Origin of the sequence: Huaxiibacter chinensis (genome assembly GCF_022171985.1) — a bacterium.
Taxonomy (GTDB): Bacteria; Pseudomonadota; Gammaproteobacteria; order Enterobacterales; family Enterobacteriaceae; genus Enterobacter; species Enterobacter chinensis_A.
On sequence record NZ_JAJVHF010000001.1, the window covers coordinates 1 to 24069 of the forward strand.

At 51.9% G+C, this 24069-nt stretch carries 24 protein-coding genes and 2 pseudogenes; 11 read left to right on the plus strand and 15 right to left on the minus strand.

The genetic code is table 11. From position 1 onward, the window contains the following. A pseudogene (locus tag LZP96_RS00005) lies at positions 1–387 on the plus strand (IS1-like element IS1B family transposase); the annotation flags it as partial. Here LZP96_RS00005 and LZP96_RS00010 read toward each other — a convergent pair. Beyond that, a complete protein-coding gene (locus LZP96_RS00010) occupies positions 381–1076 on the minus strand; it encodes an AzlC family ABC transporter permease (protein WP_258925583.1) in 696 nt (231 codons plus the stop codon). The pseudogene LZP96_RS00005 and the gene LZP96_RS00010 overlap by 7 nt on opposite strands. 145 nt (positions 1077–1221) lie before the next feature. Here LZP96_RS00010 and LZP96_RS00015 point away from each other — a divergent pair, with 145 nt between their 5' ends. After that, positions 1222–2073: a LysR family transcriptional regulator gene (locus LZP96_RS00015; protein WP_232462967.1), complete on the plus strand. Its 852-nt coding sequence runs from the start codon at positions 1222–1224 to the stop codon at positions 2071–2073. Between the two features lie 343 nt (positions 2074–2416). Here LZP96_RS00015 and LZP96_RS00020 read toward each other — a convergent pair whose 3' ends face one another. From LZP96_RS00020 to LZP96_RS00030, 3 genes and pseudogenes are all read right to left on the minus strand, one after another. Continuing rightward, positions 2417–2758: a helix-turn-helix domain-containing protein gene (locus tag LZP96_RS00020; protein ID WP_064325982.1), complete on the minus strand. Its 342-nt coding sequence runs from the start codon at positions 2756–2758 to the stop codon at positions 2417–2419. A 56-nt stretch (positions 2759–2814) separates the two neighbouring features. Then, a complete protein-coding gene (locus LZP96_RS00025; protein WP_064325981.1) occupies positions 2815–3066 on the minus strand; it encodes a YdgH/BhsA/McbA family protein in 252 nt (83 codons plus the stop codon). A 125-nt stretch (positions 3067–3191) separates the two neighbouring features. Beyond that, positions 3192–3983 (minus strand): annotated as a pseudogene (locus tag LZP96_RS00030) (SDR family oxidoreductase). 148 nt (positions 3984–4131) lie between these two features. On the opposite strand from LZP96_RS00030, the gene LZP96_RS00035 reads away from it, so the two are divergent. Then, positions 4132–5025 carry a LysR family transcriptional regulator gene (locus tag LZP96_RS00035; RefSeq protein ID WP_064325980.1) on the plus strand — a complete coding sequence of 298 codons (894 nt, stop codon included), beginning with the start codon at positions 4132–4134 and terminating at the stop codon, positions 5023–5025. Positions 5026–5059: 34 nt separating this feature from the next. On the opposite strand, the gene LZP96_RS00040 is transcribed toward LZP96_RS00035, so the two are convergent. From LZP96_RS00040 to gcvA, 3 genes are all read right to left on the minus strand, one after another. Beyond that, entirely contained in the window at positions 5060–6049 is a 990-nt protein-coding gene (locus LZP96_RS00040; RefSeq protein ID WP_258925584.1) for an aldo/keto reductase, read from the minus strand. Between the two features lie 26 nt (positions 6050–6075). Beyond that, positions 6076–6927, minus strand: a complete 852-nt coding sequence (locus LZP96_RS00045) for an aldo/keto reductase (protein WP_258925585.1) — start codon at positions 6925–6927, stop codon at positions 6076–6078. Between the two features lie 160 nt (positions 6928–7087). Continuing rightward, positions 7088–7990 (minus strand): transcriptional regulator GcvA, encoded by a 903-nt coding sequence (gene gcvA, locus LZP96_RS00050; RefSeq protein WP_258925586.1) that lies wholly within the window; start codon positions 7988–7990, stop codon positions 7088–7090. A 115-nt stretch (positions 7991–8105) separates the two neighbouring features. Between gcvA and LZP96_RS00055 the strand changes: the two genes are divergently transcribed. Next, positions 8106–8432 carry a gamma-glutamylcyclotransferase family protein gene (locus LZP96_RS00055; RefSeq protein WP_258925587.1) on the plus strand — a complete coding sequence of 109 codons (327 nt, stop codon included), beginning with the start codon at positions 8106–8108 and terminating at the stop codon, positions 8430–8432. 367 nt (positions 8433–8799) lie between these two features. Here the strand turns inward: LZP96_RS00055 and dcp are convergent, their stop codons facing one another. Then, complete coding sequence (dcp, locus tag LZP96_RS00060) at positions 8800–10839, minus strand: peptidyl-dipeptidase Dcp (protein ID WP_258925588.1); 2040 nt, start codon at positions 10837–10839, stop codon at positions 8800–8802. A 154-nt stretch (positions 10840–10993) separates the two neighbouring features. Between dcp and ydfG the strand changes: the two genes are divergently transcribed. Continuing rightward, the gene (ydfG, locus tag LZP96_RS00065) at positions 10994–11740 is read left to right on the plus strand and encodes a bifunctional NADP-dependent 3-hydroxy acid dehydrogenase/3-hydroxypropionate dehydrogenase YdfG (protein ID WP_064325975.1); all 747 of its coding nucleotides are present in this window, start codon (positions 10994–10996) and stop codon (positions 11738–11740) included. 91 nt (positions 11741–11831) lie between these two features. Then, positions 11832–12518 (plus strand): GntR family transcriptional regulator, encoded by a 687-nt coding sequence (locus tag LZP96_RS00070; protein WP_064325974.1) that lies wholly within the window; start codon positions 11832–11834, stop codon positions 12516–12518. Positions 12519–12561: 43 nt separating this feature from the next. On the opposite strand, the gene LZP96_RS00075 is transcribed toward LZP96_RS00070, so the two are convergent. After that, on the minus strand, positions 12562–12993 hold the full coding sequence (locus LZP96_RS00075; RefSeq protein ID WP_064325973.1) for a universal stress protein: 432 nt from the start codon (positions 12991–12993) through the stop codon (positions 12562–12564). 278 nt (positions 12994–13271) lie between these two features. Here LZP96_RS00075 and ydfZ point away from each other — a divergent pair, with 278 nt between their 5' ends. Further along, positions 13272–13475, plus strand: coding sequence for a putative selenium delivery protein YdfZ (ydfZ, locus tag LZP96_RS00080; protein ID WP_064325972.1), 204 nt, complete (start codon positions 13272–13274; stop codon positions 13473–13475). 42 nt (positions 13476–13517) lie between these two features. Here the strand turns inward: ydfZ and LZP96_RS00085 are convergent, their stop codons facing one another. From LZP96_RS00085 to LZP96_RS00105, 5 genes are all read right to left on the minus strand, one after another. After that, on the minus strand, positions 13518–14981 hold the full coding sequence (locus LZP96_RS00085; RefSeq protein WP_064325971.1) for a mannitol dehydrogenase family protein: 1464 nt from the start codon (positions 14979–14981) through the stop codon (positions 13518–13520). Positions 14982–15203: 222 nt separating this feature from the next. After that, positions 15204–16583, minus strand: coding sequence for an MFS transporter (locus tag LZP96_RS00090; RefSeq protein ID WP_064325970.1), 1380 nt, complete (start codon positions 16581–16583; stop codon positions 15204–15206). 73 nt (positions 16584–16656) lie between these two features. Next, positions 16657–17676, minus strand: coding sequence for a Zn-dependent oxidoreductase (locus LZP96_RS00095; protein ID WP_064325969.1), 1020 nt, complete (start codon positions 17674–17676; stop codon positions 16657–16659). A 14-nt stretch (positions 17677–17690) separates the two neighbouring features. Beyond that, entirely contained in the window at positions 17691–18905 is a 1215-nt protein-coding gene (gene manD / locus LZP96_RS00100; protein WP_064325968.1) for a D-mannonate dehydratase ManD, read from the minus strand. A gap of 111 nt (positions 18906–19016) precedes the next feature. Next, positions 19017–19343, minus strand: coding sequence for a YnfA family protein (locus tag LZP96_RS00105; protein ID WP_064325967.1), 327 nt, complete (start codon positions 19341–19343; stop codon positions 19017–19019). Between the two features lie 101 nt (positions 19344–19444). Here LZP96_RS00105 and LZP96_RS00110 point away from each other — a divergent pair, with 101 nt between their 5' ends. Then, positions 19445–19783, plus strand: coding sequence for a DUF1283 family protein (locus LZP96_RS00110; RefSeq protein WP_064325966.1), 339 nt, complete (start codon positions 19445–19447; stop codon positions 19781–19783). A 24-nt stretch (positions 19784–19807) separates the two neighbouring features. Next, positions 19808–20368, plus strand: a complete 561-nt coding sequence (speG, locus tag LZP96_RS00115) for a spermidine N1-acetyltransferase (protein WP_064325965.1) — start codon at positions 19808–19810, stop codon at positions 20366–20368. A 21-nt stretch (positions 20369–20389) separates the two neighbouring features. Here the strand turns inward: speG and LZP96_RS00120 are convergent, their stop codons facing one another. Continuing rightward, positions 20390–21100 (minus strand): YnfC family lipoprotein, encoded by a 711-nt coding sequence (locus LZP96_RS00120; RefSeq protein ID WP_064325964.1) that lies wholly within the window; start codon positions 21098–21100, stop codon positions 20390–20392. A gap of 103 nt (positions 21101–21203) precedes the next feature. Between LZP96_RS00120 and LZP96_RS00125 the strand changes: the two genes are divergently transcribed. Next, on the plus strand, positions 21204–21488 hold the full coding sequence (locus tag LZP96_RS00125; RefSeq protein ID WP_064325963.1) for a DUF1161 domain-containing protein: 285 nt from the start codon (positions 21204–21206) through the stop codon (positions 21486–21488). A 137-nt stretch (positions 21489–21625) separates the two neighbouring features. Next, on the plus strand, positions 21626–24064 hold the full coding sequence (gene ynfE, locus LZP96_RS00130; RefSeq protein WP_258925589.1) for a selenate/tellurate reductase subunit YnfE: 2439 nt from the start codon (positions 21626–21628) through the stop codon (positions 24062–24064). Positions 24065–24069: the final 5 nt, after the last annotated feature.

Here is a 24069-nt window from a genome sequence, read left to right on the forward strand (position 1 = left end):
TGCGCGGAAATGGACGAACAGTGGGGATACGTCGGGGCTAAATCGCGCCAGCGCTGGCTGTTTTACGCGTATGACAGGCTCCGGAAGACGGTTGTGGCGCACGTATTCGGTGAACGCACTATGGCGACGCTGGGGCGTCTTATGAGCCTGCTGTCACCCTTTGACGTGGTGATATGGATGACGGATGGCTGGCCGCTGTATGAATCCCGCCTGAAGGGAAAGCTGCACGTAATCAGCAAGCGATATACGCAGCGAATTGAGCGGCATAACCTGAATCTGAGGCAGCACCTGGCACGGCTGGGACGGAAGTCGCTGTCGTTCTCAAAATCGGTGGAGCTGCATGACAAAGTCATCGGGCATTATCTGAACATAAAACACTATCAATAAGTTGGAGTCATTACCCCTCCGGCGATGGCTCCGGTGATCACGTGGCTATTTTCTGGTAACCATTTATAAGCAATCAGCGAAGCTCCGGCCGCTACGGCCCAGATACAAAATATTCTTAGATTTCTTTCTCCTTCAAACACCATGGAAAGGAGAAAACATCCCATGACCATGTCAAGACCATAGTTTTTAGGCTCCTGGATAGCATTACCGAAATACAGTCCTACAAGAGTCCCTATTACCCAAAAAAGCCATAACGCAAGACCGCCGCCAAAGAGCAATCCCAGTCCTGCTTTTCCCCTGCTGAATGCCTGAATTGACATAGCCCAGTTTGCATCGGATGCAACCATCATGATTCCGTAGCGTTTAGCGGGTGTTAAAGAGCGCAACCAGGGATATAAGGTGGCCCCCATCAACAGATGTCTGGCATTAATGGCAAAGACGGTGGCTATTAGCGTTATTACAGGAATATGAGGCGTCCAAAGCTCTAACGCTGCGAATTGTGCATAACCGGCAAATACCAACAAGCTCATCATTGTCGCAGTCATCTGGTCCAATCCTTTCTGTGATGCAGCCAGGCCAAAGGCGGCCCCAAAAACAGCGACAAAAAGTGAAACCGGGACAAGTTGCCGAAAACCAGCACAAATAAGTGAATGATTAAGTTGAGAAAAATCGGGCTCATGATACGTCATCTGAGGCCTCATGATCTTCCTCTCAGTAATGTTAAACAGAGGGCCACTATGACAGTGTTGTGAAATCAATAAAAACGAATAATAATTGATATTACTATTTGATAATCAAATACAAGGATCAAAGGTGCATTACCAAGACCTCCAGATGGACTGGCTTAAATGTTTTGTTGCGGTAGTGGACGCGGGGTCGCTTTCAGCTGCGGCACCTGAGGTCCATCGCTCACAGTCTGCGGTCAGCATGCAGCTTAAAAAGCTGGAATCCGCATTAGAGTGTCAGCTTTTACTTCGCGGTCCTCGCCAACATCAACTCACGTCTGAAGGACAAAAACTGTTGGGATATGCCCGAAGGATGCTCGACCTTCATGATGAAATGCAGGCAGCATTCCACGGTAAGGAATTAACAGGGCGTATTCGTCTGGGGGTTCCTGATGATTATGCAGCAAAATACCTTACACCTGCTCTAAAGAGATTTGCGCCTAACTTTGGATCAGTCGAGATCGAACTTAGTTGTGAGCAATCAACGTCACTCATTCCTCGCGTTGAGAGCGGCGAACTTGATTTGGCCCTGGTTTCCCGGGAACATCACAGCCAGGGCTCGTTACTGTTTTATGAACCTATGGTGTGGATAGGTTCTCCGCAATTTGAAGTGTGGAGGCGAGATCCATTACCCATTGCGGTATATGAAAGCACGAGCCTTGCTAAGCGTAGTGCTATCAATGCATTAGCATTACAGGGGCGTAGATATAAGGTGGTCTATAACAGCTCCAGTCTGTCGGGACAAATTACAGCAGTAGAAAGTGGCCTGGCTGTTGCCGTTCTGACCCAGTGCAGCGTGCCACCCCATTTACAAGTTCTTGGCAGTGAACATCTTTTGGGGCCTCTTGAACCTATGGAAGTAGCATTGTTCAGAAGTCGTGCCTCTCAGGGCTCTTCAGCTGTGGATAGTTTGTATGATTTGCTAATCAGGACATTAAGGGTAAGAAACGTTGAAAATTGAGACGATTTATTAGATGCCTCAACGTCCGCTGTTCGCTCACAGCGGACCTTCAGCTCTGTTAGCTTGTCTACTCAGTGCCATGAATCGACTGCAAGGGTAAATAAGATATCTAAAAGCTAATGGTTTGCCACGATGGGTATGTGGTTGATATATCGATCTGGTTCTGATCGATTTTTCCGCTAATGCGTAATTGCTGAAGGTCATTGTCTAGATATTGTATGTTAAAAAATAGGCGGAGCTTTGTTCCGAACAATAAGCTTCTAGATCAAAAGGCCGTCAACTTTGGATGCTGGAATATATTATTATTCTGGTTGTGTTAAGTAAGGTTGATAACTTTGAAGTGTTAATATTTTTTTCTCTTTTCGGCGTTTCTATATTTCAATAGTGGCAATTTATATTGTTTAGAGAAAACTCGAGTAAAAGTTTGTTGTGAATCGAATCCATATTTAAAGGCGATAACCATCACTGGCTCATTAGTCTCGATAAGATCTTTTGCTGCAAGTCTAAGTTTCGTATCTCTTATGTACTTCCCAAGGCTAACTTCATTTACCTGTACAAAAATCCGCTGAAGATGCCACCTGGAGTAACCTGCCCGCGCAGCAACATCTTCTATCTTCAGCGGTTTATGTAAGTTTGAATCAATCCATCGAGCTATTTCATCGATGATATCTTCTATTCTGAACATAAATCGACGCTCACTATAAGAGGGCTGTGATACATCCTGTTTGGGATGCTAATGATTTACTTATATATTTCAGCAACCCCATGTAGCCTGTTATCCCCCGTTGTCGAAAGGATTTTGAATGACGTTGCCCCTTGCTCATCAGCCTTACGAGAAAGAACATCTGATAACTCATCAAGCGTATAGGCATTGCTGGCTGAGACTACACCGATCTTTTCTTTCCCATCTGCATGGTTAATTTCCTGAGCGGCAGATGCGGCATTCACTGTAATAAATCCCACGACCAATGAAGTAATAAGTAGTGCTTTCATATCTAATACCTCTTTTAAACTCTATGTTTGAAACTGGACTCGCATCAGGGGAAACAATCCCCGTCTGTATATACAAATATACAGACCTAAGCTGTCATGAGGCTGACGGCTATATGACAAAATTGTCAGGGTTGTCGATTGGTTAATTTTTTTGAATACAAATTCAGCTTGTTAATAATGCAGTCAGGTTCTTCACGCAGAGGCATGTTGTCAATGTCCAGAACCCCATCATTTTTTTGTGGATCATCAGCCAGCAGGTCTGCAAACAGTGGGGTAAGATCCTGCTGTGCTTCGCCTTGCTCAGCAACCAGCTCGAACGTTTTATTTTTTGCCTCGTCGTGGGTCAGGGCACTGATCAGAACCTGGGCGATTTGCTCCCGGGATATCACACCATCTTCCGGTGTTCCCGTATGGCGACGATCCCCCTGAAGCATAACGATTCTGTGCTCATCATCATGGTTGTAATCAAACCAGCCGGGTCTGACGATGGTATAGGGGTGACCACTTGCCCTGACCAGACGCTCGGCACGTCTTTTCCAGTCATGAACCTCAGTGCGTTGATTCCAGGTGCTGAGTCGTTCAGTCACACCAATCGTGGTCATCAGAGCGATATGAATAGGTACATCCCTAAATATTCGTAAAATATTGCGCACTCCGCCGTAATCTATCGCTCTGGCACCAATACGTCCCTGTCCATCGGAACCGAGGGTGAAGATGATGCCATCAATATCTTTCGGCAATTCGGTGAGTGTTTCAGGCATTGAAACATCGCCGTAAAAAACATCTGTTCCACGAGGAAGCAATTTTACTTTGCGTTAATTTCTGACCAGCGCGACGGGCTGATGGCCCATTTTGATAGTGATATACACAACCTGAAGGCCAATACTTCCTGTCGCCCCTGCAACGAGTATTCTCATGATAAACCTACTGATAATGCAGACTTATTTACGATACGGTCAGAATATCAATTATCATTAATGTCAGTAATGGAGCTAAAATGATTGTGTCTATGAACACCCTTCATGAGTACGCGATGAAGGGAATGCCCCCATAAGGAAATCGCCGATGCTCAAAGAAAATTTCAACGAACTGCAAATCTTTCTTGTGGTGGCGAGGGAGCGAAGTTTTACCAAAGCAGCGGGTAAACTGGGGGTTTCTCAGTCTGCACTTAGCCATGCGATGAAGGCCCTGGAGGAAAGGCTGAATATCCGCCTTCTGACCCGTACGACCCGAAGCGTAGCCCCTACGGAAGCCGGTGAGAGAATTATTGCCTGCCTTGAACCTCGCATTGCCGATCTTGAGCAGGAACTGGAATCGCTTGTTCAACTGAACGGCACTGCCTCCGGCAATATCCGTTTATCAGCCGGGGAGCATGCCGCGCGAAGTCTGGTATGGCCGAAGCTAAAGCCTTTTCTGCGGGAATACCCGGAAATCAATCTCGAACTGGTGGTTGATAACGGCTTTGTCGATATTGTTGAGGGGCGTTTTGATGCCGGGATCCGCCTTGGCGAAAGTGTGGATAAGGATATGATTGCGGTAAGAATTGGGCCGGATATGAGAATGGCCGTGGTAGGAGCGCCGTCTTATTTCGCTGCAAATCCTGTACCTGAAACGCCGCACGAGCTACAAAATCATCGGTGTATCAATATGCGCCTGCCGACAGCCGGTGGGCTTTACCACTGGGAGTTTGAGAAGGAAGGGAAACCGTTACGTGTCAGAGTGGAAGGGCAGGTAACGTTTAATCTGCAGGCGGAAAGAATTGATGCGGCGTTATCCGGTTTTGGCATCGCCTGTATACCTGAAGACAGAGTGCAGGATTATATAAAGTCAGGAGAGCTTATTCAGGTTTTGCAGGACTGGTGCCCATCTTTCCCGGGATATTACCTCTACTACCCGAGCCGTAAGCAGCATCCACCCGCTTTTGCGCTGATGATCGATGCGCTTCGCTACCAGGAATAACGGGTCCCCCAATCTCAGCGGACCCGCCCGGATATTAACGGCCTACGCGGGCCTGGTGCTCAGGAGAGTAACGTTCGCCGACGATTTTAATCGTTTCAAGCGCCTGGGTTATCTGCCATGAGTCATCCTGCGAAAGAATGATGTCGGTAGCCCCCAAGTTTTCCTCCAGCCGATGTAGCTTGGTGGTACCTGGGATAGGAACAATCCACGGCTTTTGTGCCAGCAGCCATGCCAGCGCGATTTGTGCAGACGTCACGCCTTTCTCTGCCGCCAGTTCACCCAGCAATGAGACCAGCTTTTCATTGGCTTCAATCGCCTGCTCGGCGAAACGCGGTACGGTGCTGCGATAATCATCTTTCCCAAAAGTAGTTCCTGGCTTAATCAAGCCCGTCAGGAAGCCTTTACCTAATGGGCTGAAGGGAACAAAACCAATACCCAGTTCCTCCAGCAACGGCAGGATCTCCTGCTCAGGCTCGCGCCACCACATGGAGTATTCGCTTTGCAGCGCAGTGACCGGTTGTACGGCATGCGCACGACGAATGGTTTGCGCACCCGCCTCGGACAGACCGAAATGTTTAACTTTGCCTTCAGCGATCAGGTCTTTCACGGCTCCCGCAACGTCTTCAATTGGGACATCCGGATCGACACGATGTTGATACAGCAGATCAATAACATCAGTCTTGAGACGGCGTAATGATCCTTCCACTGCTTCGCGGATATGCTCCGGACGGCTGTTTAAAACCTGCTGCTTGTTGTCGTCGCCAAAAGTAAAACCAAACTTGGTGGCAATGACCACACGGTCACGAAACGGTTTTAAGGCTTCGCCGACAACCTCTTCATTAAGGAAAGGGCCATACACTTCAGCGGTATCGAAGAAGGTGACGCCACGTTCAACCGCTGCGCGAATCAATTCGATAGCCTGTCGGGTATCGGTCGCCGGGCCGTAGCCGTGGCTTAAGCCCATGCAGCCGAGCCCAAGTGCGGAGACTTCGAGTCGGGATTTACCCAGATAACGTTTTTGCATTGAATGAATACCTCTTTTATCGCGACTTAAACATCAAGTTTGCGGCCCGTCAGCCATTCCACCATCGCCGGGTCGCGGTGAGAGAAGAAGGCGCTGGTTGCGGTGTCGAGGGCGGCAATCTGCAGCATATCTTCAGAGCAGAGTTCAAAATCGAGAATATTGATGTTCTCTTCCATGCGTTCTTTGCGCACCGATTTCGCCAGTGAAATGATGCCTCGCTGGAAGATCCAACGCAGCACAACCTGGCCCACGCTTTTGCCGTACTTCTGACCAATTGCCGTTAACACGGGATGCTGGAACAGACCATTTTTACCCTCAGCAAACGGTGCCCAGGCTTCCGGCTGAATGCCATGGCTTTGATTCCATGGAACGGCATGCAGCTGCTGGTTGAAGGGGTTTACTTCAATCTGGTTTACCGAAGGGGCCACTTTGTTGAAGACGATAAGGTCGGCCAGTCTGTCAGGATGGAAATTGCTGACACCAATGGCGCGAATTTTGCCTGCCTGATGCAGTTCTTCCATGGCACGCCATGCCCCATGGACATCACCGTAAGGCTGGTGAATCAGGTACAGGTCAACATAATCAAGTTGCAGCCGATTCAGGGAGCGTTCGAACTGGGCTTTAGCGCCTTCGTAATGGGTATCCTGTAGCCAAAGTTTGGTCGTCACAAAAAGTTCGTTGCGGGCGATACCGGTCTGTTTCAGAGCGTTCCCTACCTGGGTTTCATTCTGGTAAGACGCTGCAGTATCGATCAGGCGGTATCCCGTATCGATCGCATCAATAACCGCTCTTTCGCATTCAGCGGCATCAGACATCTGAAACACACCAAAGCCGAGTAGGGGCATTTCAATACCGTTGTTCAGTTTTACAGTTTGCATGACGTTATCCTTCAGCTGTTGTGTTGGAAAAGCATAACGCAAACTGATTTATTCGATTAGATGGGGTAATTAGCTAGGGTTTATTAGGTATGTTCATTAATTTTTAGGGAGGGCTTAAGGTCGGCTTTGTGCCAGAAGCGGACCTTTCCAAAAGCGCCATTCAATCTTTTAGCAAGCTCATTTCTTCAGAGAGCCATTGTCTCAGGATGCTTATTTTAAATGAATCCTGATTATCTGGACGGTAGACTAAATCGTACCCCCGTTCAGCCTTAAGCTTGTACTGTGGAAACGGAACAACAAGCCTTCCAGCAGCTACATCATCTGCAATCAGAAGACTGCGTCCGAGAGCAACACCTTCGCCACGTATAGCAGCCTCAGTCGCCATGCTGCCAAGAGTCCATAAGGGCCCCTGATGGCAACAGAAATTTTTTTCTCCGGCCAACTCAAACCATGCCTGCCAGTTCGCCTGCATTCTGTACTCATGAAGAAGAACGCAGTTTAAAAGTTCCTTAATCCCTTTCAGACCATTATGTTTCTCAAGAAAACCTGGACTACAGACAGGGGTGACGGTTTCATCAAACATACGCTCAGACGAAACATTGTGATAATTGCCAGGGCCGTAACGAATTGCAGCATCTACCTGACCATCATTAAGATCCACATTAATGTCAGTAACATCCAGTTGAATATCAAATTCTGGATATCTCTGCCTGAACCGGCTGAGACGCGGTGCTAACCATTTACTGGCAAATGAAACCGTTGTGCTTATACGTAAACTCTTTATCAGGTTTCTTCCACGCAGACGCTCAGACTCCTTCATTAAGTCACTCAAAAGACGGGTAACCACTTGGTGAAATTCGCCCCCTTGCTCCGTCAGAATTATCCGCCGTGTCAGCCTGAAAAATAGCTTAAACCCCAGATGCTCTTCGAGCTTCCGGATTTGCCGGCTTATCGCGCCATGCGTAACGTGCAACTCCGCTGCCGCCAGCGTCATGCTTGAGAGGCGGGCTGTGGCTTCAAAAGCGCGCAGAGTCTGCAATGGGGGAAGGCGATCGAATATCATACGCGTGATAATAATTCACGCATGTTGTGAGAACAAATAATTTGTCAGGTCAGAGTCCGAAAATCAAAATTAACATAAAGACCATTACTATTTTCATCGCGATACCGGAGGAATAATGGAAAGTTTGTTTGTTTACGGGACTCTCGGTCCTGGCCGGCCTAATGCTCATATTCTTGAAAATATTGGGGGCACATGGCAGGAGGGTCACGTGGGAGGATCACTTCTTGCCAAAGGTTGGGGAGCAGAAATGGGTTATCCGGGAATTGTGCTGGGTGAGTCAGGAAATCGTGTACAGGGTTTTCTTTTCACGTCAGAGAATTTACATCATCACTGGCACATACTCGATGAGTTCGAAGGTTATGAGTATGAACGTGTTCCGGTAGAGGTAACCATAATTACCGGTCAGACAGTGCATTCATGTATCTATATGCTCAAAGCATAAACTATGAGACCCGCTGCAAGCGGATTACACAATGGCCTTATACCGTTCCAGTTTTTGCTGGCATGGGACGACAGTTTTTTAGGCCTGATGAAGGACTGTGTGCGCCACAATGGTTAGGGATAGCAATTACATTTGTAGCCATTTGTGTCACGTTTCTGTCAGGATGACAGCCCAGTATCACAACGATCGCGGTCTCGACTGGGTGAAAGTGAAGGTGTAACTACGTGAATATCTTGGCCCTATCCTCCTGCCAGTTTCGCATAATTTAAGGATTCATTTTGGGGAGGAATTTTGGAGGGGTTTTGGGGAAGAAATCGGACAAAAAACCGGGCATTACGCCCGGTTCTGTTATCTGCTCATAATGGCTCTACTCGCTCAACCCACGGTTCTCCAGCATCGGTTCAATCTGTGGATCGTGCCCGCGCCAGTTCCGATAAAGCTCAGCTAAATCAGCGCTATTCCCGCGCGACAAAATCGCCTCGCGGAATTTTTGCCCGTTCTCGCGGGTTAATCCACCCTGTTCAACAAACCACTGATACCCATCGTCCGCCAGCATTTGCGTCCACAGATAAGCGTAATACCCTGCCGCATAGCCGCCGCCGAAGATATGGGAGAAATAGCTGCTGCGATAGCGTGGCGGGACGGCAGACAGATCCACGCCCTCTTTTTTAAGGGCTTCTGACTCAAACGTCTCGACGCTGGTCACGCTGGTCTGGGCTGAAATCCCGTGCCAGTTCATGTCAAGCAGTGCTGCGCTGAGCAGCTCGGTCATATCGTATCCTTTATTAAACTGCGTGGCGGCGAGCATTTTTTCGCGCAGGGCGTCCGGCATAGGCTCGCCGGTCTGGTAATGCCGCGCGTAATGCGCAAAGACCTGAGGATGACTGGCCCAGTGTTCGTTGATTTGCGACGGGAACTCAACAAAATCACGCGGGGTATTGGTGCCGGAAAGCGTTGCGAAACGCTGATTCGCAAAGAGTCCGTGCAGGGTATGACCAAACTCGTGGAATAACGTGATGACATCATCCCAGGACAGCAGAGCCGTCTGTCCGCTGGCGGGTTTCTGGTAGTTACAGACGTTATAGATCACCGGGCGTGAGGCAAATTCATGCGATTGTTCGACGAAATTGCCCATCCACGCCCCGCCGCCTTTTGAATCCCGGGCAAAGAAATCACCGTAGAACAGCGCCATGCCCTCCCCGTTTTCAGCAAAAATTTCCCAGACGCGCACGTCGGGGTGATAAACCGGGATATCGAACCGCTCGACGAAGCGCAGGCCAAACAGTTGGCTGGCCGCCCAGAATACGCCCTTTTCCAGCGTCGTGTTCAGCGCAAAATAGGGTTTGATCTGTGACTCGTCCAGCGCATATTTTGCCAGCCGGACACGCTCGGCGTAGTAGGCCCAGTCCCATGCCTCGGCCTTAAACCCGGCCTGCTCGGTGTCAATAACGCTCTGAATATCGGCCTGCTCGCGTTCTGCACGCCTGCGTGCCGCCGGGACGATGCCCCGCATAAAGTCCAGCGCGGCCTGGGGCGTTTTCGCCATTTGATCGGCGGTGCTCCAGCTGGCATAGCTGTCAAAACCCAGCAGTTGCGCCTGGCGGGCGCGAAGCGCTGCAAGTCTCAGCACCAGCTTGCGCGTGTCGTTTTCATCGCCTTTCTGCGTACGGTTCCAGCCCGCCATGAAAAGATTTTCACGCGTCTGGCGATCCTGGAGCACGGCAAGCGCGGGTTGCTGTGTCGTATTGAGCAAAGGTATGAGCCAGCGATCGGTTAAGCCTTTCTCAGCCGCCGCCTGCGCGGCAGTGGCAATCTCTTCTGCACTCATTCCCTCAAGCTGATGACGGTAATCCACCACCAGCCCGCCCGCTTTATCGGCAGCGAGCAGACGCTGATTAAACTGACTGGTCAGCGACGCTGACTCGGTGTTAAGCGCTTTCAGTTCCGTTTTTTGTTCTTCCGTAAGTTGCGCACCGGCCAGAATAAAGCGCTGATGCATCTCTTCAACCAGGCGTCGGGATTCGTCATCCAGGGTCGTCTGATCCTGACGAACGCGCTCGACGCGCGCAAAAAGCGTTTCGTTCAGCCAGATTTCATTCGCCAGATCGGCAAGCTCCGTGGAGAACGCTTCATCCAGGGCCTGGAGATAATCGTTGGTATGCGCAGAGGTCATCGCAAAGAAGACGCTGCTCACGCGCGACAGCATCGCCCCGCTTTTCTCCAGGGCAAGGACGGTGTTGGCAAAATCAGGGGCGGCGGTGTCAGCAATAATGGCCGCGATATCAGCCCGCTTCTGGCGCAGGGCTTCGTCAAATGCCGGGCGATAGTGCGCGTCTTCAATAACATCAAAGCGCGGGGCCTGATAAGGCAAATAACTGACTTCAAAAAAAGGGTTTGAAACCGACATTTTTTACTCCTGAGGACGGGTCATTCCCCCAGAGTAGGCCAGCACGCAACAAGCTGCAATAACTGGCGTTCAGTGCGTAACAAAAGTTGCCTTAACGCGGTGCGCAAGTGCGTGCTATGGTAGTACAACACAAAAAGCGTTGAGGAACAGTGAGATGATTATATTAGTGACTGGGGCAACGGCGGGTTTTGGGGAAAGCATCACGCGTCGCTTCGTCGCCAACGGGCACAAAGTGATTGCCACCGGCCGTCGTCAGGAGCGTTTGCAGGAGCTGAAAGACGAGCTGGGCGATAGCATTCTGACCGCACAACTTGACGTGCGTAATCGCGCCGCCATCGAAGAGATGATGGCAAACCTGCCGGCTGAATGGAAAGCGATCGACGTACTGGTCAACAATGCCGGTCTGGCGTTAGGCCTGGAGCCAGCGCATAAAGCCAGCGTAGAAGACTGGGAAAACATGATCGACACCAACAACAAAGGCCTGGTGTATATGACCCGCGCCGTGTTGCCGGGTATGGTTGAGCGTAACCGTGGACACGTGATTAATATTGGCTCAACGGCGGGCAGCTGGCCTTACGCGGGCGGTAACGTCTATGGCGCAACCAAAGCCTTTGTACGCCAGTTCAGCCTGAACCTGCGCACCGATCTGCACGGCACCGCAATTCGCGTTACCGATATCGAGCCGGGTCTGGTCGGCGGCACCGAATTCTCTAACGTCCGCTTTAAAGGGGATGATGCGAAGGCGGGCAAAACGTATGAAAACACCGAAGCCCTGACCCCGGAAGATGTGACCGAGGCGGTGTGGTGGGTGGCGAACTTACCCAAGCACGTTAACATTAACTCCCTCGAAATCATGCCAGTCAGCCAGAGCTTTGCAGGCTTAAGCGTTCATCGCGGCTGATTTCTCCATACCCGGCCCGCAGGCCGGGTATGGGATGCCCGGTAAAAGAATGGTAGTATTCAAAGGTTAACTCTCTGAGACATCACACGCCATGGCCGTTGAATCGCAACTGAATCCCACCCAGCCCGTTAATCAACAAATCTACCGTATATTACGGCGGGATATTGTCCATTGCCTGATCCCACCTGGAACGCCGCTTTCTGAAAAAGAGGTGTCGGTGCGTTTTGACGTTTCACGTCAGCCTGTGCGCGAAGCCTTTATCAAACTGGCTGAAAACGGTTTAATTCAGATCCGCCCGCAGCGCGGCAGCTACGTTAATAAGATTTCGCTGTCTCAGGTGCGAAATGGCTGTTTTGTCCGGCAGGCCATTGAATGCGCTGTCGTCAGGCGCGCCGCCGCGCTGGTGGACGATCACCAGTGTTATTTGCTGGAGCAGAATCTTCATCAGCAACGCATTGCCATTGAGCGCAAACAGCTGAATGACTTTTTCCAGCTGGACGACGAGTTTCATCAGAAACTGGCCCTGATCGCCGATTGCCAGTTGGCGTGGGATACCATCGAAAACATTAAGGCGACGATTGACCGCGTGCGGTATATGAGCCTTGACCACGTTTCACCGCCGGATATGCTGCTGCGCCAGCATCATGATATTTTCGCCGCGCTGGAAAAGCGCGATGGTGATGCGGTAGAAAAAGCAATGACCCTGCATTTGCAGGAAATTGGTGAATCTGTGCAGTTAATTCGTCAGGAAAACAGCGAGTGGTTTTCCGAAGAGTAAGCGTAACCGCATCCCGCTTAATTATCGGGATGCGGCATTTATTTTAACGTACCACCAGCACCGGGATTTTAGCGTAGCGTAATACCGACTCGGCATTGGACCCTAACAGGTGCGTGGATAATCCAGGCGTTTTCGAACCAATGACAATAACGTCATATTCGCCTTTATCGCTCATGGCGATAATTTCATCGCGCACGTTGCCGAAATGCACGAGGGTGTTAATCTTCTCCGGTGGGAGATCGAATAACCGCTTCAGGTTATTCATTTTCTTTTCTGACTCTTCCACCATAAAAGCTTCAAACTTTTTAATGTCTGCATTAAAGCCGCGCAGCAAGGAACGGCTGCTGTTGGGAAGGATGTTAAACAGCGTAATGGTCGCGTTGTCGGCCTTCGCCAGAAATTCTGCATGGCGTACCGCTTTGTCGCTCAAATCCATTTCGAACACATCTACAGGCATCAATATCTTGTTATACATAAGCCCTACTCCTTTTAACGATAACCGCATAACTTGTCTGGATTAAGAGTGACATGGGTTAATGAAACGAAGCCTAAACGGTCGCACAGTGAAATAATCATCTAACGCAAATAATTGTCTGTATTGTCAATGCAGGTCAATGCATGTCTTTAAGAAGAAAAAAGTGTGAGTTTGATCAAAAACAAAAAATGAAAAACGCAAAAGGCGTATTTATAGTTCCCCGAAACGGCAGCACCTGTATTTAGCCGTAACGGGTAAGCTTGAGAGGAGATATAACCATGATGACTTACGATCGTAACCGAAATGCGATTACTACTGGCAGCCGCGTAATGATTAATGGCACCGGACACACCGGCGTGATTAAAGCTATTCATAGCGAAGGGCTGGATGCCGCGCAGATCCGTCGCAGCAAAACGGTAGAAGTTGAAGGGTGTGAGGGGAAAGTTGAACCCATTGAACTGATTCGCCTCGGCATGCACTAAGCATGCATCTTGATGCCGCCGTTTCCGGCGGCATCGACGGCGTTATCGTTGCACACTATACTGCGCGACGGTCGCTTTTGCCCCCTTCTCGACTAATGTCTGATACGCCTGCATCACCGCCTCAACAAAAACGGCATCCTGCGGTAACTCTTCACCAAAAATGGCCTTAATCCCCAGCAGCGCAGTGACGCGTTGAGCGCCCTCTTCACTTCCTTTAACCGCTGCCTGAATGACTGACAGTAACGGATCGCACACCTCAATCGGGTTGCCGCACTCATCGACGCCCCCTACATAGCGCATCCATCCGGCAATCCCGAGGGCCAGCAACGGGAAGGCATTTTGATGGACACGATGCCAGCGCACGGAATCCAGCATACGCTGCGGAAGCTTTTGACTGCCGTCCATGGCAATTTGCCAGGTCCGGTGCTGCAGCGCGGGGTTACTGTAGCGCGCGATCAGCTGGTCAGCATAGCCGGCAAGATCCACCCCTTTCACCTTCAGGGTCGGAGCCTGTTCATCGAGCATCAGCGCTCGCGCGGCGCGGCGGTAGTTTTCGTCTTCCATACAGTCGTTAATGTGGGCATAGCCTGCCAGATAGCCCAGGTAGGCCAGGAAAGAGTGGCTGCCGTTGAGCATACGCAGTTTCATCTCTTCAAAGGGCACCACATCTTTTACCAGCTCTGCGCCCGCCTTTTCCCACGCCGGGCGACCGGCAACAAAGTTATCTTCAATCACCCACTGGCGGAACGGCTCGCACGCCACGCCCGCCGGATCGCGAACGCCGGTGATATGTTCAATTTTATCCAGCGTATCGGGCGTAACGGCGGGAACAATACGATCGACCATGGTGGACGGGAAGGTAACGTGAGCATCAATCCATTCGGCCAGCTCGCGGTCAACGGCGGCCGCATAAGCCCGCGTCACATTGCGCATCACATGACCGTTTTCCGGCATATTGTCACAGGACATGACGCTAAAAGCGGGTAGCCCAGCGGCTTTGCGGCGGGCCAGCGCTTCAACCACCACCCCCGGAGCGGATGTTGGCTGATGCGGGTTTTGCAGATCGGCAGCAATCAGGGGATGATCGAGCATAAGCTGTCCGGTCGCCGGTGCATGACAATAGCCTTTCTCGGTAATGGTCAGGGAAACAATCGCCACCTGCGGCTCACACAAAGCTGCAAGTACGGTTTCGAGTCCATCAACCTGCGCATGCAGCGCGTTTTTTACCACGCCCACCACCCGGGCGGTCCAGGCATCGGCAGACATTTCCGCCACGGAGTAGAGCGTGTCCTGTGCCTTAAGATCGGCGATCTGCTGTTCGCCGCCAATCAGGTTAACTTCGCAGTAACCCCAGTCGCTACCGTGTTCCGCCGCCAGAATATCGGTATAGACCGCCTGATGTGCGCGGTGGAAGGCGCCAAATCCAAGATGGACCATTCGCGCGTTGAGATTGTCGCGATCGTACTGAGGAAGCGTGGCTTTCGCCGTTAATAACCGGTTTTCCATGATTGTGACTCGTTAGGTAAATGCTGTGATTCACTGCCGCCCTTACGGACGGCAGCGCCTGCTGACTACACCAACTAGAATGGCAGCTGAGGTAAAAAAATAACTGCCATTAACCATACTGATACGCACCATTCAGATATTGATTTATATTAACTTTTGTTCATGTGGTGTGACATGAATTGAAAGCTGTGTGATAAATCTCTGATGTTGTAAACCAAAACCTTATCGATGTGTGTTCAGCGCACCGTACGCCAGCGCATCCTTGTCCGGGGTTTCCGCAGCGTCTTCGGCGAGACTCAGGTCGCGGTCGCGCACTTCGGGCATAAGAATCGCAGCGATGAGACCGATCAGCGAATAAACCACCAGCATCGCCACAATCGGCCACCAGGAACCGGTCATGTTGCAGAAAATCCCCGCCAGCACCGGCCCAAACCCAACCGCAACCAGCCCGCCTGCCTCTTTTGAAATCGCCATTCTCGTAAAGCGATTACGTGAGCCAAACATCTCGGCCATCGTGATGTTTTCCAGCGCGAACAGGCCCAGGACCGCGAAGTTGTGAATTACGATGATTGACATCATGATGACCCCGGGGCTGTAACTTTTGTCGACGATAATCGACAGCATCGGCCAGGCCAAAATGATGGCGGAAATATTGAGGATAATGTACGGCACGCGACGCCCCACCTTATCGGACAGCCACCCCAGCAGCGGAATTGAGATAAACCCAAGGATAGAACTGATCATCAACGCGTCGGTCGGAATGCTTTTATCAAACAACAGCGTTTGCACCAGATATCCGGCGAGGAAGGTCTGAATCAGCCCAGAGTTACCCGCCTGACCAAAACGCAGCCCGGTGGCAAGCCAGAAAGATTTGCTTTTGAACATGGCCCCCAGAGAGGTTTCCTGCGCGTCGGCTACCGCATCGGTTTGCGTATCGTTCACCTTCTCAAAAACGGGGCTTTCTTTCAGATTCATACGCAGCCAGATGGCAAATATCATGACCACCACACTTGCGAGGAACGGGATGCGCCATCCCCAGGCGACCAGCTCTTCACGATCCAGCGCAAAGAACATCACCGCCCAGATCGCCGTGGCGCTCAGGGTACCGCAGTTCGTGCCCATCGCCACCAGCGAGGAGATAATGCCGCGTTTGCCCTTTGGCGCGTACTCCGCCAGCATAGTGCCTGCGCCCGAGATCTCTGCCCCTGCACCCAGACCCTGGATGATACGCAGCGTGACCAGTAGTACCGGTGCGAAAATACCGATCTGTGCGTAAGTGGGTAAGACCCCGATAAGCGTTGTACAGATCCCCATCATGGTGATGGTGATAAACAGCACTTTCTTACGGCCAATGCGGTCGCCCATTCGGCCAAAAATAAAGGCCCCGACGATGCGCGCAATGTACCCCGCGCCGTAGGTTCCCATTGCCAGGATCAAGGCCATGGCGGCGGACTGTTCGGGGAAGAAGATTTCGTGGAACACCAGCGCCGCACCCAGCGAGTAAAGCTGGAAATCCATAAACTCCAGTGCGGTGCCAAGCCAGCCGGAAACGGCGGCTTTCACCAGATCGGTCGTCGTTCTTTGAGGTTGTACTTGCGTCATAATGGCTATCTCTGAAAGGTAAGATGCGTACCACTCAGAGCCTGTCGTTGCAGGCTCTTAACCGCGTCAGTTGTTATTGTGCGAACGTGAGTAAGACCTTGCAGCACTGCCGCTGATCCTTCTCAAACAGTTCGATGGCGTCTGTTACGTGGTGATAATCAAAACGATGGGTAACGAGTTTGCCGGGATCGATCAGCCCTTTTTGCAGCCAGTCGATCACAACCGGGAATTTGTTGGCATTCAGGCGCGAAGAGAAGATGGACAGCTCTTTGCCGGTGATGCCCTGCTGAACCACCTGGCTCGGCTCGCTGGAGAAGCCCATCAGCACGATACGGGCTGCCGGTGACGCCAGGCTCACCGCCTCCTGCAATATCGACGGATGGCAGGCCGCGTCGATGATCAACGTGGGCTTGATCCCCTTCTCTGCCAGCGCCGTCGCCACGGGTTGTTCGCGATTATTAAAGACCCAGTCCGCACCGCTGCGCTGCGCCATCGCCAGCCGCTCGTCAATTCTGTCGACCACGATGACCTGCTTAACCTTATACACGCCTTTCAGCGCCTGGACGGTGACCAGCCCCATCGGCCCTGCGCCGTAGATCAGCGCCACATCCTGTTCTGTTGGCTGCGCGTGGCCCGTGACGTTTGCGGCAATGGTGAAAGGTTCGATCATCACCGCCTGTTCATCGGGGATCTCATCGGGAACAGGCCATGCATTTTTAGCGGGCACAACGGCATATTCGCTAAACCCGCCGTCGCGATGCACGCCCAGCACCACCAGCGAGGTACAGACGTTCGGCTTGCCCACCGAGCAGGGATAACATGTGCCGCAACTGATGACCGGATCGACAGAGACGCGCTGCCCCAGACGGGCACGATCCACGCCCTCGCCCACCGCATCGATGACGCCAAAGAACTCATGCCCGATAACGCGCGGGTATTTCGCAAAAGGATTGTGGCCGCGGTAAATGTGGCTGTCAGAGCCGCAAATCCCGGCGAGCTTGATACGGACCCGCACATCCCCCGCCACCGGCTCCGGGAGAGGACGCGTTTCAATGACCAGGTCGTTCGGTTGTTGAATCACGATGCTTTTCATTTTTCGCTCCTGTTTTACCAGTTCCACAAGGTGCCATCTTCCAGTCGCGCTACCGGTAAATAAGCCGGATCGTACGGATATTTCGCGGCCAGCTTCTCGTCAAACTCGATGCCCAGGCCCGGTTTATCGCCAGGGTGCATATAGCCATTATCAAAGGTCCAGCTGTGCGGGAAGACCTCAAGCATCTGCTCGGAGTAGCCCATGTATTCCTGTACGCCGAAGTTGGGTACCCACAGGTCAAAGTGCAGCGCGGCAGCGTGGCAAATCGGCGACAGATCCGATGGGCCATGCGATCCGGTGCGCACCTGATACAGCGAGGCAAAGTCGGCGATCCGGCGCATTCCGGTAATACCGCCCGCATGGGTAATGGTGGTCCGGATATAATCGATCAGTTGCTCTTCGATGAGCTGCTTACAGTCCCAGATGCTGTTAAAGACTTCGCCGACGGCGATCGGCGTGACGGTATGTTGGCGAATAAGACGGAAACATGCCTGATTCTCTGCAGGCGTCGGATCTTCCATCCAGAACATCCGGTACGCTTCTATGCTCTTACCAAAACGCGCCGCTTCTATCGGCGTCAGGCGGTGATGCATGTCATGCAAAAGGTGCTCGTCAAAACCAAATTTACTGCGCACGGCTTCAAAGAGTTTTGGCGTGAAATCGAGGTACTTTTCCGTGGACCATAACTGCTCTTCAGGCCAGTTGCCCTTGGTGGCGGGTTCATACGCCAGCCCCTTTCCTTTAGACATACCGTAGGTGGTTTTCATTCCCGGTACGCCGCACTGCACGCGGATGGCTTTAAAGCCCATCTCTTTATGGCGGGCGTAATCTTCAAGGACATCGTCAATGGTATGGCCGGTAGTATGGCAATACACCATCACCCCTTCACGGGAAGCGCCACCGAGAAGCTGATAAAGCGGCATCCCTGCGGCCTTCGCCTTGATATCCCACAGGGCCATATCCACGGCGGAAAGCGCCGACATGGTGACCGGGCCGCGACGCCAGTAAGCACCTTTATAGAAGAATTGCCAGATATCCTCGATACGATGCGCATCGCGCCCAATCAGCTGGGGGCACAGATGATCTTCAAGATAAGAGGCAACGGATAACTCGCGGCCATTCAGGGTGGCGTCCCCCAGGCCCACTATCCCCTCGTCGGTGGTGATTTTTAGGGTGACAAAATTGCGCCCCGGGCAGGTAACAAATACTTCAGCCCTGACAATCTTCATAATCCTTTTCCTTACATCGTTCGTTGTGATGTAAGAAATTTAACCAACTGAGCTACTACCATACAAGTATGATGATCAAAAAATCATCCCTGGATCACAAAACAAAGGCGCTTACGCGCGCCCCCAGCCAGCCACAATAATTAACATGCCGCATAAGGCAATGAGCGCCCCAGCCCAGTCGTAAGGGCTGAGTTTGACCCCATCGACCACGCGTAGCCAGACTAATGCCGTGCAGACATAGACCCCGCCGTAGGCGGCATATACGCGCCCGCTTGCGGCAGGATGAAGGGTTAATAGCCAGACGAAAAGCGCCAGCGCGATTGCCGCAGGGATCAAAAGCACGACCGATGCGCCCTTTTTTAACCAGAGCCAGGGTAAGAAACAGCCGAGGATTTCGCACAGTGCAGTCACAAAAAAAAGCAGCGTAGTTTTGATCATTTTCAACATCAGGTGAGGATTGATTTAAACATCATACCCGAGATTGCGTGTAGAATTGCTTCAGATAACCTGTTTGTCTGCACCACGATAAGGAACATGCAATGAGTACATTAAGCAAACGCTTCTGCCTGGCGGCAATGCTGTCGTTGACCGCTTTCGCGTTCACCGCACCGGTTTCTGCTGAAACCAGCAAACTGATCATTGAATCAGGCGACAGCGCGCAAAGCCGACAGAATGCTGCCATGGACAAAGAACAGTGGAATGACACCCGCAACCTTCGTCAGAAGGTGAACAAACGTGCCGAAAAAGAGTGGGATAAAGAAGACGTCGCTTTCGATGCGCGCGATAAGTGTCAACAAAGCGCGAACGTCAACGCTTACTGGGAACCCAATACGCTGCGTTGTCTGGATCGCCGCACTGGCCGTACCGTAGCACCCTGATAAACCCGGCCTGAAAGGATGATTATGCCGACGACTTTACCCGTAAAACTGAGACCGCTGGAGCGTGAAGATCTTCGCTTCGTGCATCAGCTCGACAACAACGCCAGCGTCATGCGTTACTGGTTCGAAGAACCTTACGAGGCGTTTGTTGAGCTGTCGGATCTTTACGATAAGCACATCCACGATCAGAGCGAGCGCCGTTTTGTGGTGGAGTGCGACGGTGAAAAAGCCGGGCTGGTTGAACTGGTTGAAATTAACCATGTCCATCGCCGCGCTGAATTTCAGATTATTATTTCTCCGGAATATCAGGGCAAAGGGCTGGCTTCACGTGCGGCCAGGCTGGCCATGGATTATGGTTTTAACGTCCTCAACCTCTACAAGCTTTACCTGATCGTGGATAAAGAGAATGAGAAAGCCGTTCACATCTACCGTAAATTAGGCTTTATGGTCGAAGGTGAACTGATCCATGAGTTCTTTATCAACGGCGAGTACCGCAACACCATTCGCATGTGTATTTTCCAGCACCAGCATCTGGCTGAACCGAAAGCCCCCGGCAGCACCCTGCTGAAACCGACCGCGCAGTAACCTGCGCGGTTTCATCCCCTGTTAGTAATAATCGATACTGTTTTTAATCGTATAGCGGTGTTCAACGGCCGGTTTCACGCTGTTATCCTGGATAACCAGCTCGCAACTGACCGGGTTGTGACGACGATCGTATTCGCAGCTCTGCTTTACGCTGCCCAGAGGTTTATCGTTAAGCAGGCTCACTGCAGAGTAGTCGAGCTTTTTACGTTTATCTTTCGACGGGGTCGACGTGATGGAGAGCTGCTGATCGCCCGACACCGTGGTTTTACCTAACGGATAACCATCGTCGTCATAACGGTAACTCACCTCCATCTCTTTCCCGTGGGCACGGACGATAAAGCCCCGATCGTCGGTATCCCAGGTCATTCCCGCCGCGGGCAATTCGGCGAGCTGGCATTTGCCCTGCAGTTTGATCTTCTGCTGCTGTGTTTCCGCATCGCGATAAAAGTTGGCGTCGAGGACCAGAGCCATGCCGGTATTAGCCTCAAGGTCGTGCAATTCGAGGGTATCGAAGCAGCCTTCTGCCGAGACGGTACCCGTGACGCGTTTGCTGACTTCACCTTTGTCATTGAGCAGCGTCTGGGTAAAATCTTTCACCGGCCCGCGCAGCGGATCGAAGTCAAATTCATTCGAAAAGCTGGCCATTTCAGGCGTGAATGACAGCGGCGCCGAGCTGTTGTCACAGCCTGCCAGCAAAGCTGCCAACGCGATTGTCACTGCAAGTTTCTTCACATTTTCACCGTTGCGTGGAGATAATTCCCAATCATATTAGCAAATACAGTCATTTACACGAAATCTGCTAACATTAACTTACACACAGATAAAGGAGCTTGATATGAAAAGGTTAACCTGGGTCACTGCCCTGATGCTGGCTGGCGTCTCATCTTCTGCCCTGGCCGCCCCCGATTCCTGCGAACGCGTGAAAAGCGATATTCAGCAACGCATTATTCAGAACGGTGTGCCTGAATCCGGATTCACCCTCAATATTGTGCCAAACGATCAGGCCGATCAGCCTGATGCGCAGGTGGTAGGTCACTGTGCAAATGATACCTTTAAAATTCTTTATACCCGGACCAGCGGTGCCAGCACCCAGGGTAACGCGCCAACCGAACCACAATAATTTCCATCAATACCCATTGTATTGACACGGATTAAGACTTCTTACTCCTAAATAAGTAACACTCACTCCATCATTATCATTAGCCCGGTTGTAATCACGGAGCTAAATAATACGCAACAACAATGATGGAGTGAGTCATGTCCGATGTCGAACATACCGGCGGGATCAGTCGCCGATCTCTGGTTAAATCCACTGCAATTGGCTCACTGGCGCTTGCCGCCGGGGGGCTTTCTCTGCCCTTCGGCCTGAAAAGCGCGGCGGCGGCCGTCCAAAACGCCCTGAACCCTGCGGAGGACAAAGTGGTATGGGGCGCATGCTCCGTCAACTGTGGCAGCCGCTGCGCGTTACGACTGCATGTACGCGATGAGGAAGTGTACTGGGTCGAAACCGATAATACCGGCGAGGATATTTACGGGAATCATCAGGTGCGCGCCTGTCTGCGCGGGCGTTCGATTCGACGCCGTATCAACCATCCCGATCGGTTGAATTACCCCATGAAACGCACCGGTAAACGCGGCGAAGGTAAATTCGAACGCATCAGCTGGGACGAAGCGCTGGATATCCTCAGCAACAGCCTGAAGGACGTTGTGGCGAAGTACGGCAACGAAGCGGTGTATATCAACTACTCATCCGGGATTGTGGGCGGTAACATCACCCGTTCTTCGCCTTATGCCTCTTTAGTTGCCCGTCTGATGAACTGCTACGGCGGTTTCCTTAGCCATTACGGCACCTACAGCACCGCACAAATCGCCTGCGCGATGCCGTATACCTACGGGTCCAACGATGGCAACAGCACCTCCGATATTGAAAACAGCAAACTGGTGGTGATGTTCGGCAATAACCCGGCAGAGACTCGCATGAGCGGCGGCGGGATCACCTGGTTTCTGGAGCAAGCGCGGGAACGCTCTCATGCGCGCATGATTGTTATCGATCCGCGCTATACCGACACCGCCGCAGGCCGTGAAGATGAGTGGATCCCGATTCGCCCGGGCACGGACGCTGCGCTGGTCGCGGGTATGGCGTGGACACTGATCACCGAGAACCTGGTCGACCAGCCTTTCCTGGATAACTATTGCGTCGGCTATGATGAAAAAACGCTGCCGGAAGGCGCGCCTGCCAACGGCCATTACAAAGCTTACATTCTGGGCACCGGGGACGATGGCGTCGCAAAAACGCCGGAATGGGCTTCGCGGATTACCGGCATTCCTGCATCACGCATTATTCAGCTCGCCCGTGAAATCGGCAGTACTAAACCGGCGTACATCTGCCAGGGGTGGGGTCCGCAGCGTCAGGCCAATGGCGAACTGACCTCGCGCGCTATTGCGATGCTGCCGATTTTAACCGGTAACGTCGGGATTCACGGCGGGAACAGCGGCGCACGCGAATCGACCTACACCATCACGATTGAACGTATGCCGCTGCCGGAGAATCCGGTCAAAACCCAAATCTCCTGCTTTAGCTGGACGGATGCCATCGCCCGCGGGCCGGAAATGACTGCGCTGCGCGACGGCGTGCGCGGTAAAGATAAACTCGATGTGCCGATTAAATTCATCTGGAACTACGCCGGTAATACCATCATTAACCAGCACTCCGACATCAATAAGACCCACGACATTTTGCAGGACGACAAACAGTGCGAAATGATTGTGGTGATTGATAACTTTATGACCTCGTCGGCAAAATATGCTGACATCCTGCTGCCCGATTTAATGACCGTTGAACAGGAAGACATCATTCCAAACGACTACGCGGGCAATATGGGCTATCTCATCTTCCTTCAGCCGGTCACTGCACCGAAGTTTGAGCGCAAACCGATCTACTGGATCATGAGTGAGCTGGCGAAACGACTGGGGCCGGATATCTATCAGAGATTTACCGAAGGGCGTACCCAGGCGCAGTGGTTACAGTATTTGTACGCCAAAATGCTGGAGAAGGATCCCAAACTGCCGTCCTATGATGAGCTGAAAAAAATGGGGATTTATAAGCGAAAAGATCCGGCAGGTCATTTTGTCGCGTACAAAAAATTCCGCGACGACCCGCAGGCCAATCCGCTGAAAACGCCGTCCGGTAAGATCGAAATCTACTCCAGCCAGCTGGCTGACATCGCCCGCACCTGGGAGCTGGAAAAAGACGAGACCATCAGCCCTCTCCCGGTTTACGCCTCTACCTTTGACGGCTGGGATGCGCCTGAACGCGACCGTTTCCCGCTTCAGCTTTTCGGTTTCCACTTCAAGGCGCGCACCCACTCAAGCTACGGCAATGTCGATGTACTTAAAGCGGCGTGCCGTCAGGAGGTGTGGCTTAACCCTGTCGATGCTGAAAAACGCGGCAGCAAAAACGGCGATCTGGTGCGGGTATTTAACGCCCGTGGCGAAGTGCGCATTGAAGCAAAAGTCACCCCGCGCATTATGCCGGGCGTGAGCGCGATGGGCCAGGGAGCCTGGCACGATGCCAATATGAATGGCGATCGGGTCGATCACGGTTCGTGCATCAACACCCTGACCACCCATCGTCCTTCGCCGCTGGCGAAAGGCAACCCGCAGCACACGAATCTGGTGCAGATCGAGAAGGCGTAAGGAGT

Excerpts from the sequence above, each read along its gene's own strand:
- LZP96_RS00010 (WP_258925583.1), bottom strand. The coding sequence starts at position 1,076 with ATGACGTATCATGAGCCCGATTTTTCTCAACTTAATCATTCACTTATT.
- LZP96_RS00015 (WP_232462967.1), top strand. The coding sequence starts at position 1,222 with ATGGACTGGCTTAAATGTTTTGTTGCGGTAGTGGACGCGGGGTCGCTT.
- LZP96_RS00020 (WP_064325982.1), bottom strand. The coding sequence starts at position 2,758 with ATGTTCAGAATAGAAGATATCATCGATGAAATAGCTCGATGGATTGAT.
- LZP96_RS00025 (WP_064325981.1), bottom strand. The coding sequence starts at position 3,066 with ATGAAAGCACTACTTATTACTTCATTGGTCGTGGGATTTATTACAGTG.
- LZP96_RS00035 (WP_064325980.1), top strand. The coding sequence starts at position 4,132 with ATGCTCAAAGAAAATTTCAACGAACTGCAAATCTTTCTTGTGGTGGCG.
- LZP96_RS00040 (WP_258925584.1), bottom strand. The coding sequence starts at position 6,049 with ATGCAAAAACGTTATCTGGGTAAATCCCGACTCGAAGTCTCCGCACTT.
- LZP96_RS00045 (WP_258925585.1), bottom strand. The coding sequence starts at position 6,927 with ATGCAAACTGTAAAACTGAACAACGGTATTGAAATGCCCCTACTCGGC.
- gcvA (WP_258925586.1), bottom strand. The coding sequence starts at position 7,990 with ATGATATTCGATCGCCTTCCCCCATTGCAGACTCTGCGCGCTTTTGAA.
- LZP96_RS00055 (WP_258925587.1), top strand. The coding sequence starts at position 8,106 with ATGGAAAGTTTGTTTGTTTACGGGACTCTCGGTCCTGGCCGGCCTAAT.
- dcp (WP_258925588.1), bottom strand. The coding sequence starts at position 10,839 with ATGTCGGTTTCAAACCCTTTTTTTGAAGTCAGTTATTTGCCTTATCAG.
- ydfG (WP_064325975.1), top strand. The coding sequence starts at position 10,994 with ATGATTATATTAGTGACTGGGGCAACGGCGGGTTTTGGGGAAAGCATC.
- LZP96_RS00070 (WP_064325974.1), top strand. The coding sequence starts at position 11,832 with ATGGCCGTTGAATCGCAACTGAATCCCACCCAGCCCGTTAATCAACAA.
- LZP96_RS00075 (WP_064325973.1), bottom strand. The coding sequence starts at position 12,993 with ATGTATAACAAGATATTGATGCCTGTAGATGTGTTCGAAATGGATTTG.
- ydfZ (WP_064325972.1), top strand. The coding sequence starts at position 13,272 with ATGATGACTTACGATCGTAACCGAAATGCGATTACTACTGGCAGCCGC.
- LZP96_RS00085 (WP_064325971.1), bottom strand. The coding sequence starts at position 14,981 with ATGGAAAACCGGTTATTAACGGCGAAAGCCACGCTTCCTCAGTACGAT.
- LZP96_RS00090 (WP_064325970.1), bottom strand. The coding sequence starts at position 16,583 with ATGACGCAAGTACAACCTCAAAGAACGACGACCGATCTGGTGAAAGCC.
- LZP96_RS00095 (WP_064325969.1), bottom strand. The coding sequence starts at position 17,676 with ATGAAAAGCATCGTGATTCAACAACCGAACGACCTGGTCATTGAAACG.
- manD (WP_064325968.1), bottom strand. The coding sequence starts at position 18,905 with ATGAAGATTGTCAGGGCTGAAGTATTTGTTACCTGCCCGGGGCGCAAT.
- LZP96_RS00105 (WP_064325967.1), bottom strand. The coding sequence starts at position 19,343 with ATGATCAAAACTACGCTGCTTTTTTTTGTGACTGCACTGTGCGAAATC.
- LZP96_RS00110 (WP_064325966.1), top strand. The coding sequence starts at position 19,445 with ATGAGTACATTAAGCAAACGCTTCTGCCTGGCGGCAATGCTGTCGTTG.
- speG (WP_064325965.1), top strand. The coding sequence starts at position 19,808 with ATGCCGACGACTTTACCCGTAAAACTGAGACCGCTGGAGCGTGAAGAT.
- LZP96_RS00125 (WP_064325963.1), top strand. The coding sequence starts at position 21,204 with ATGAAAAGGTTAACCTGGGTCACTGCCCTGATGCTGGCTGGCGTCTCA.
- ynfE (WP_258925589.1), top strand. The coding sequence starts at position 21,626 with ATGTCCGATGTCGAACATACCGGCGGGATCAGTCGCCGATCTCTGGTT.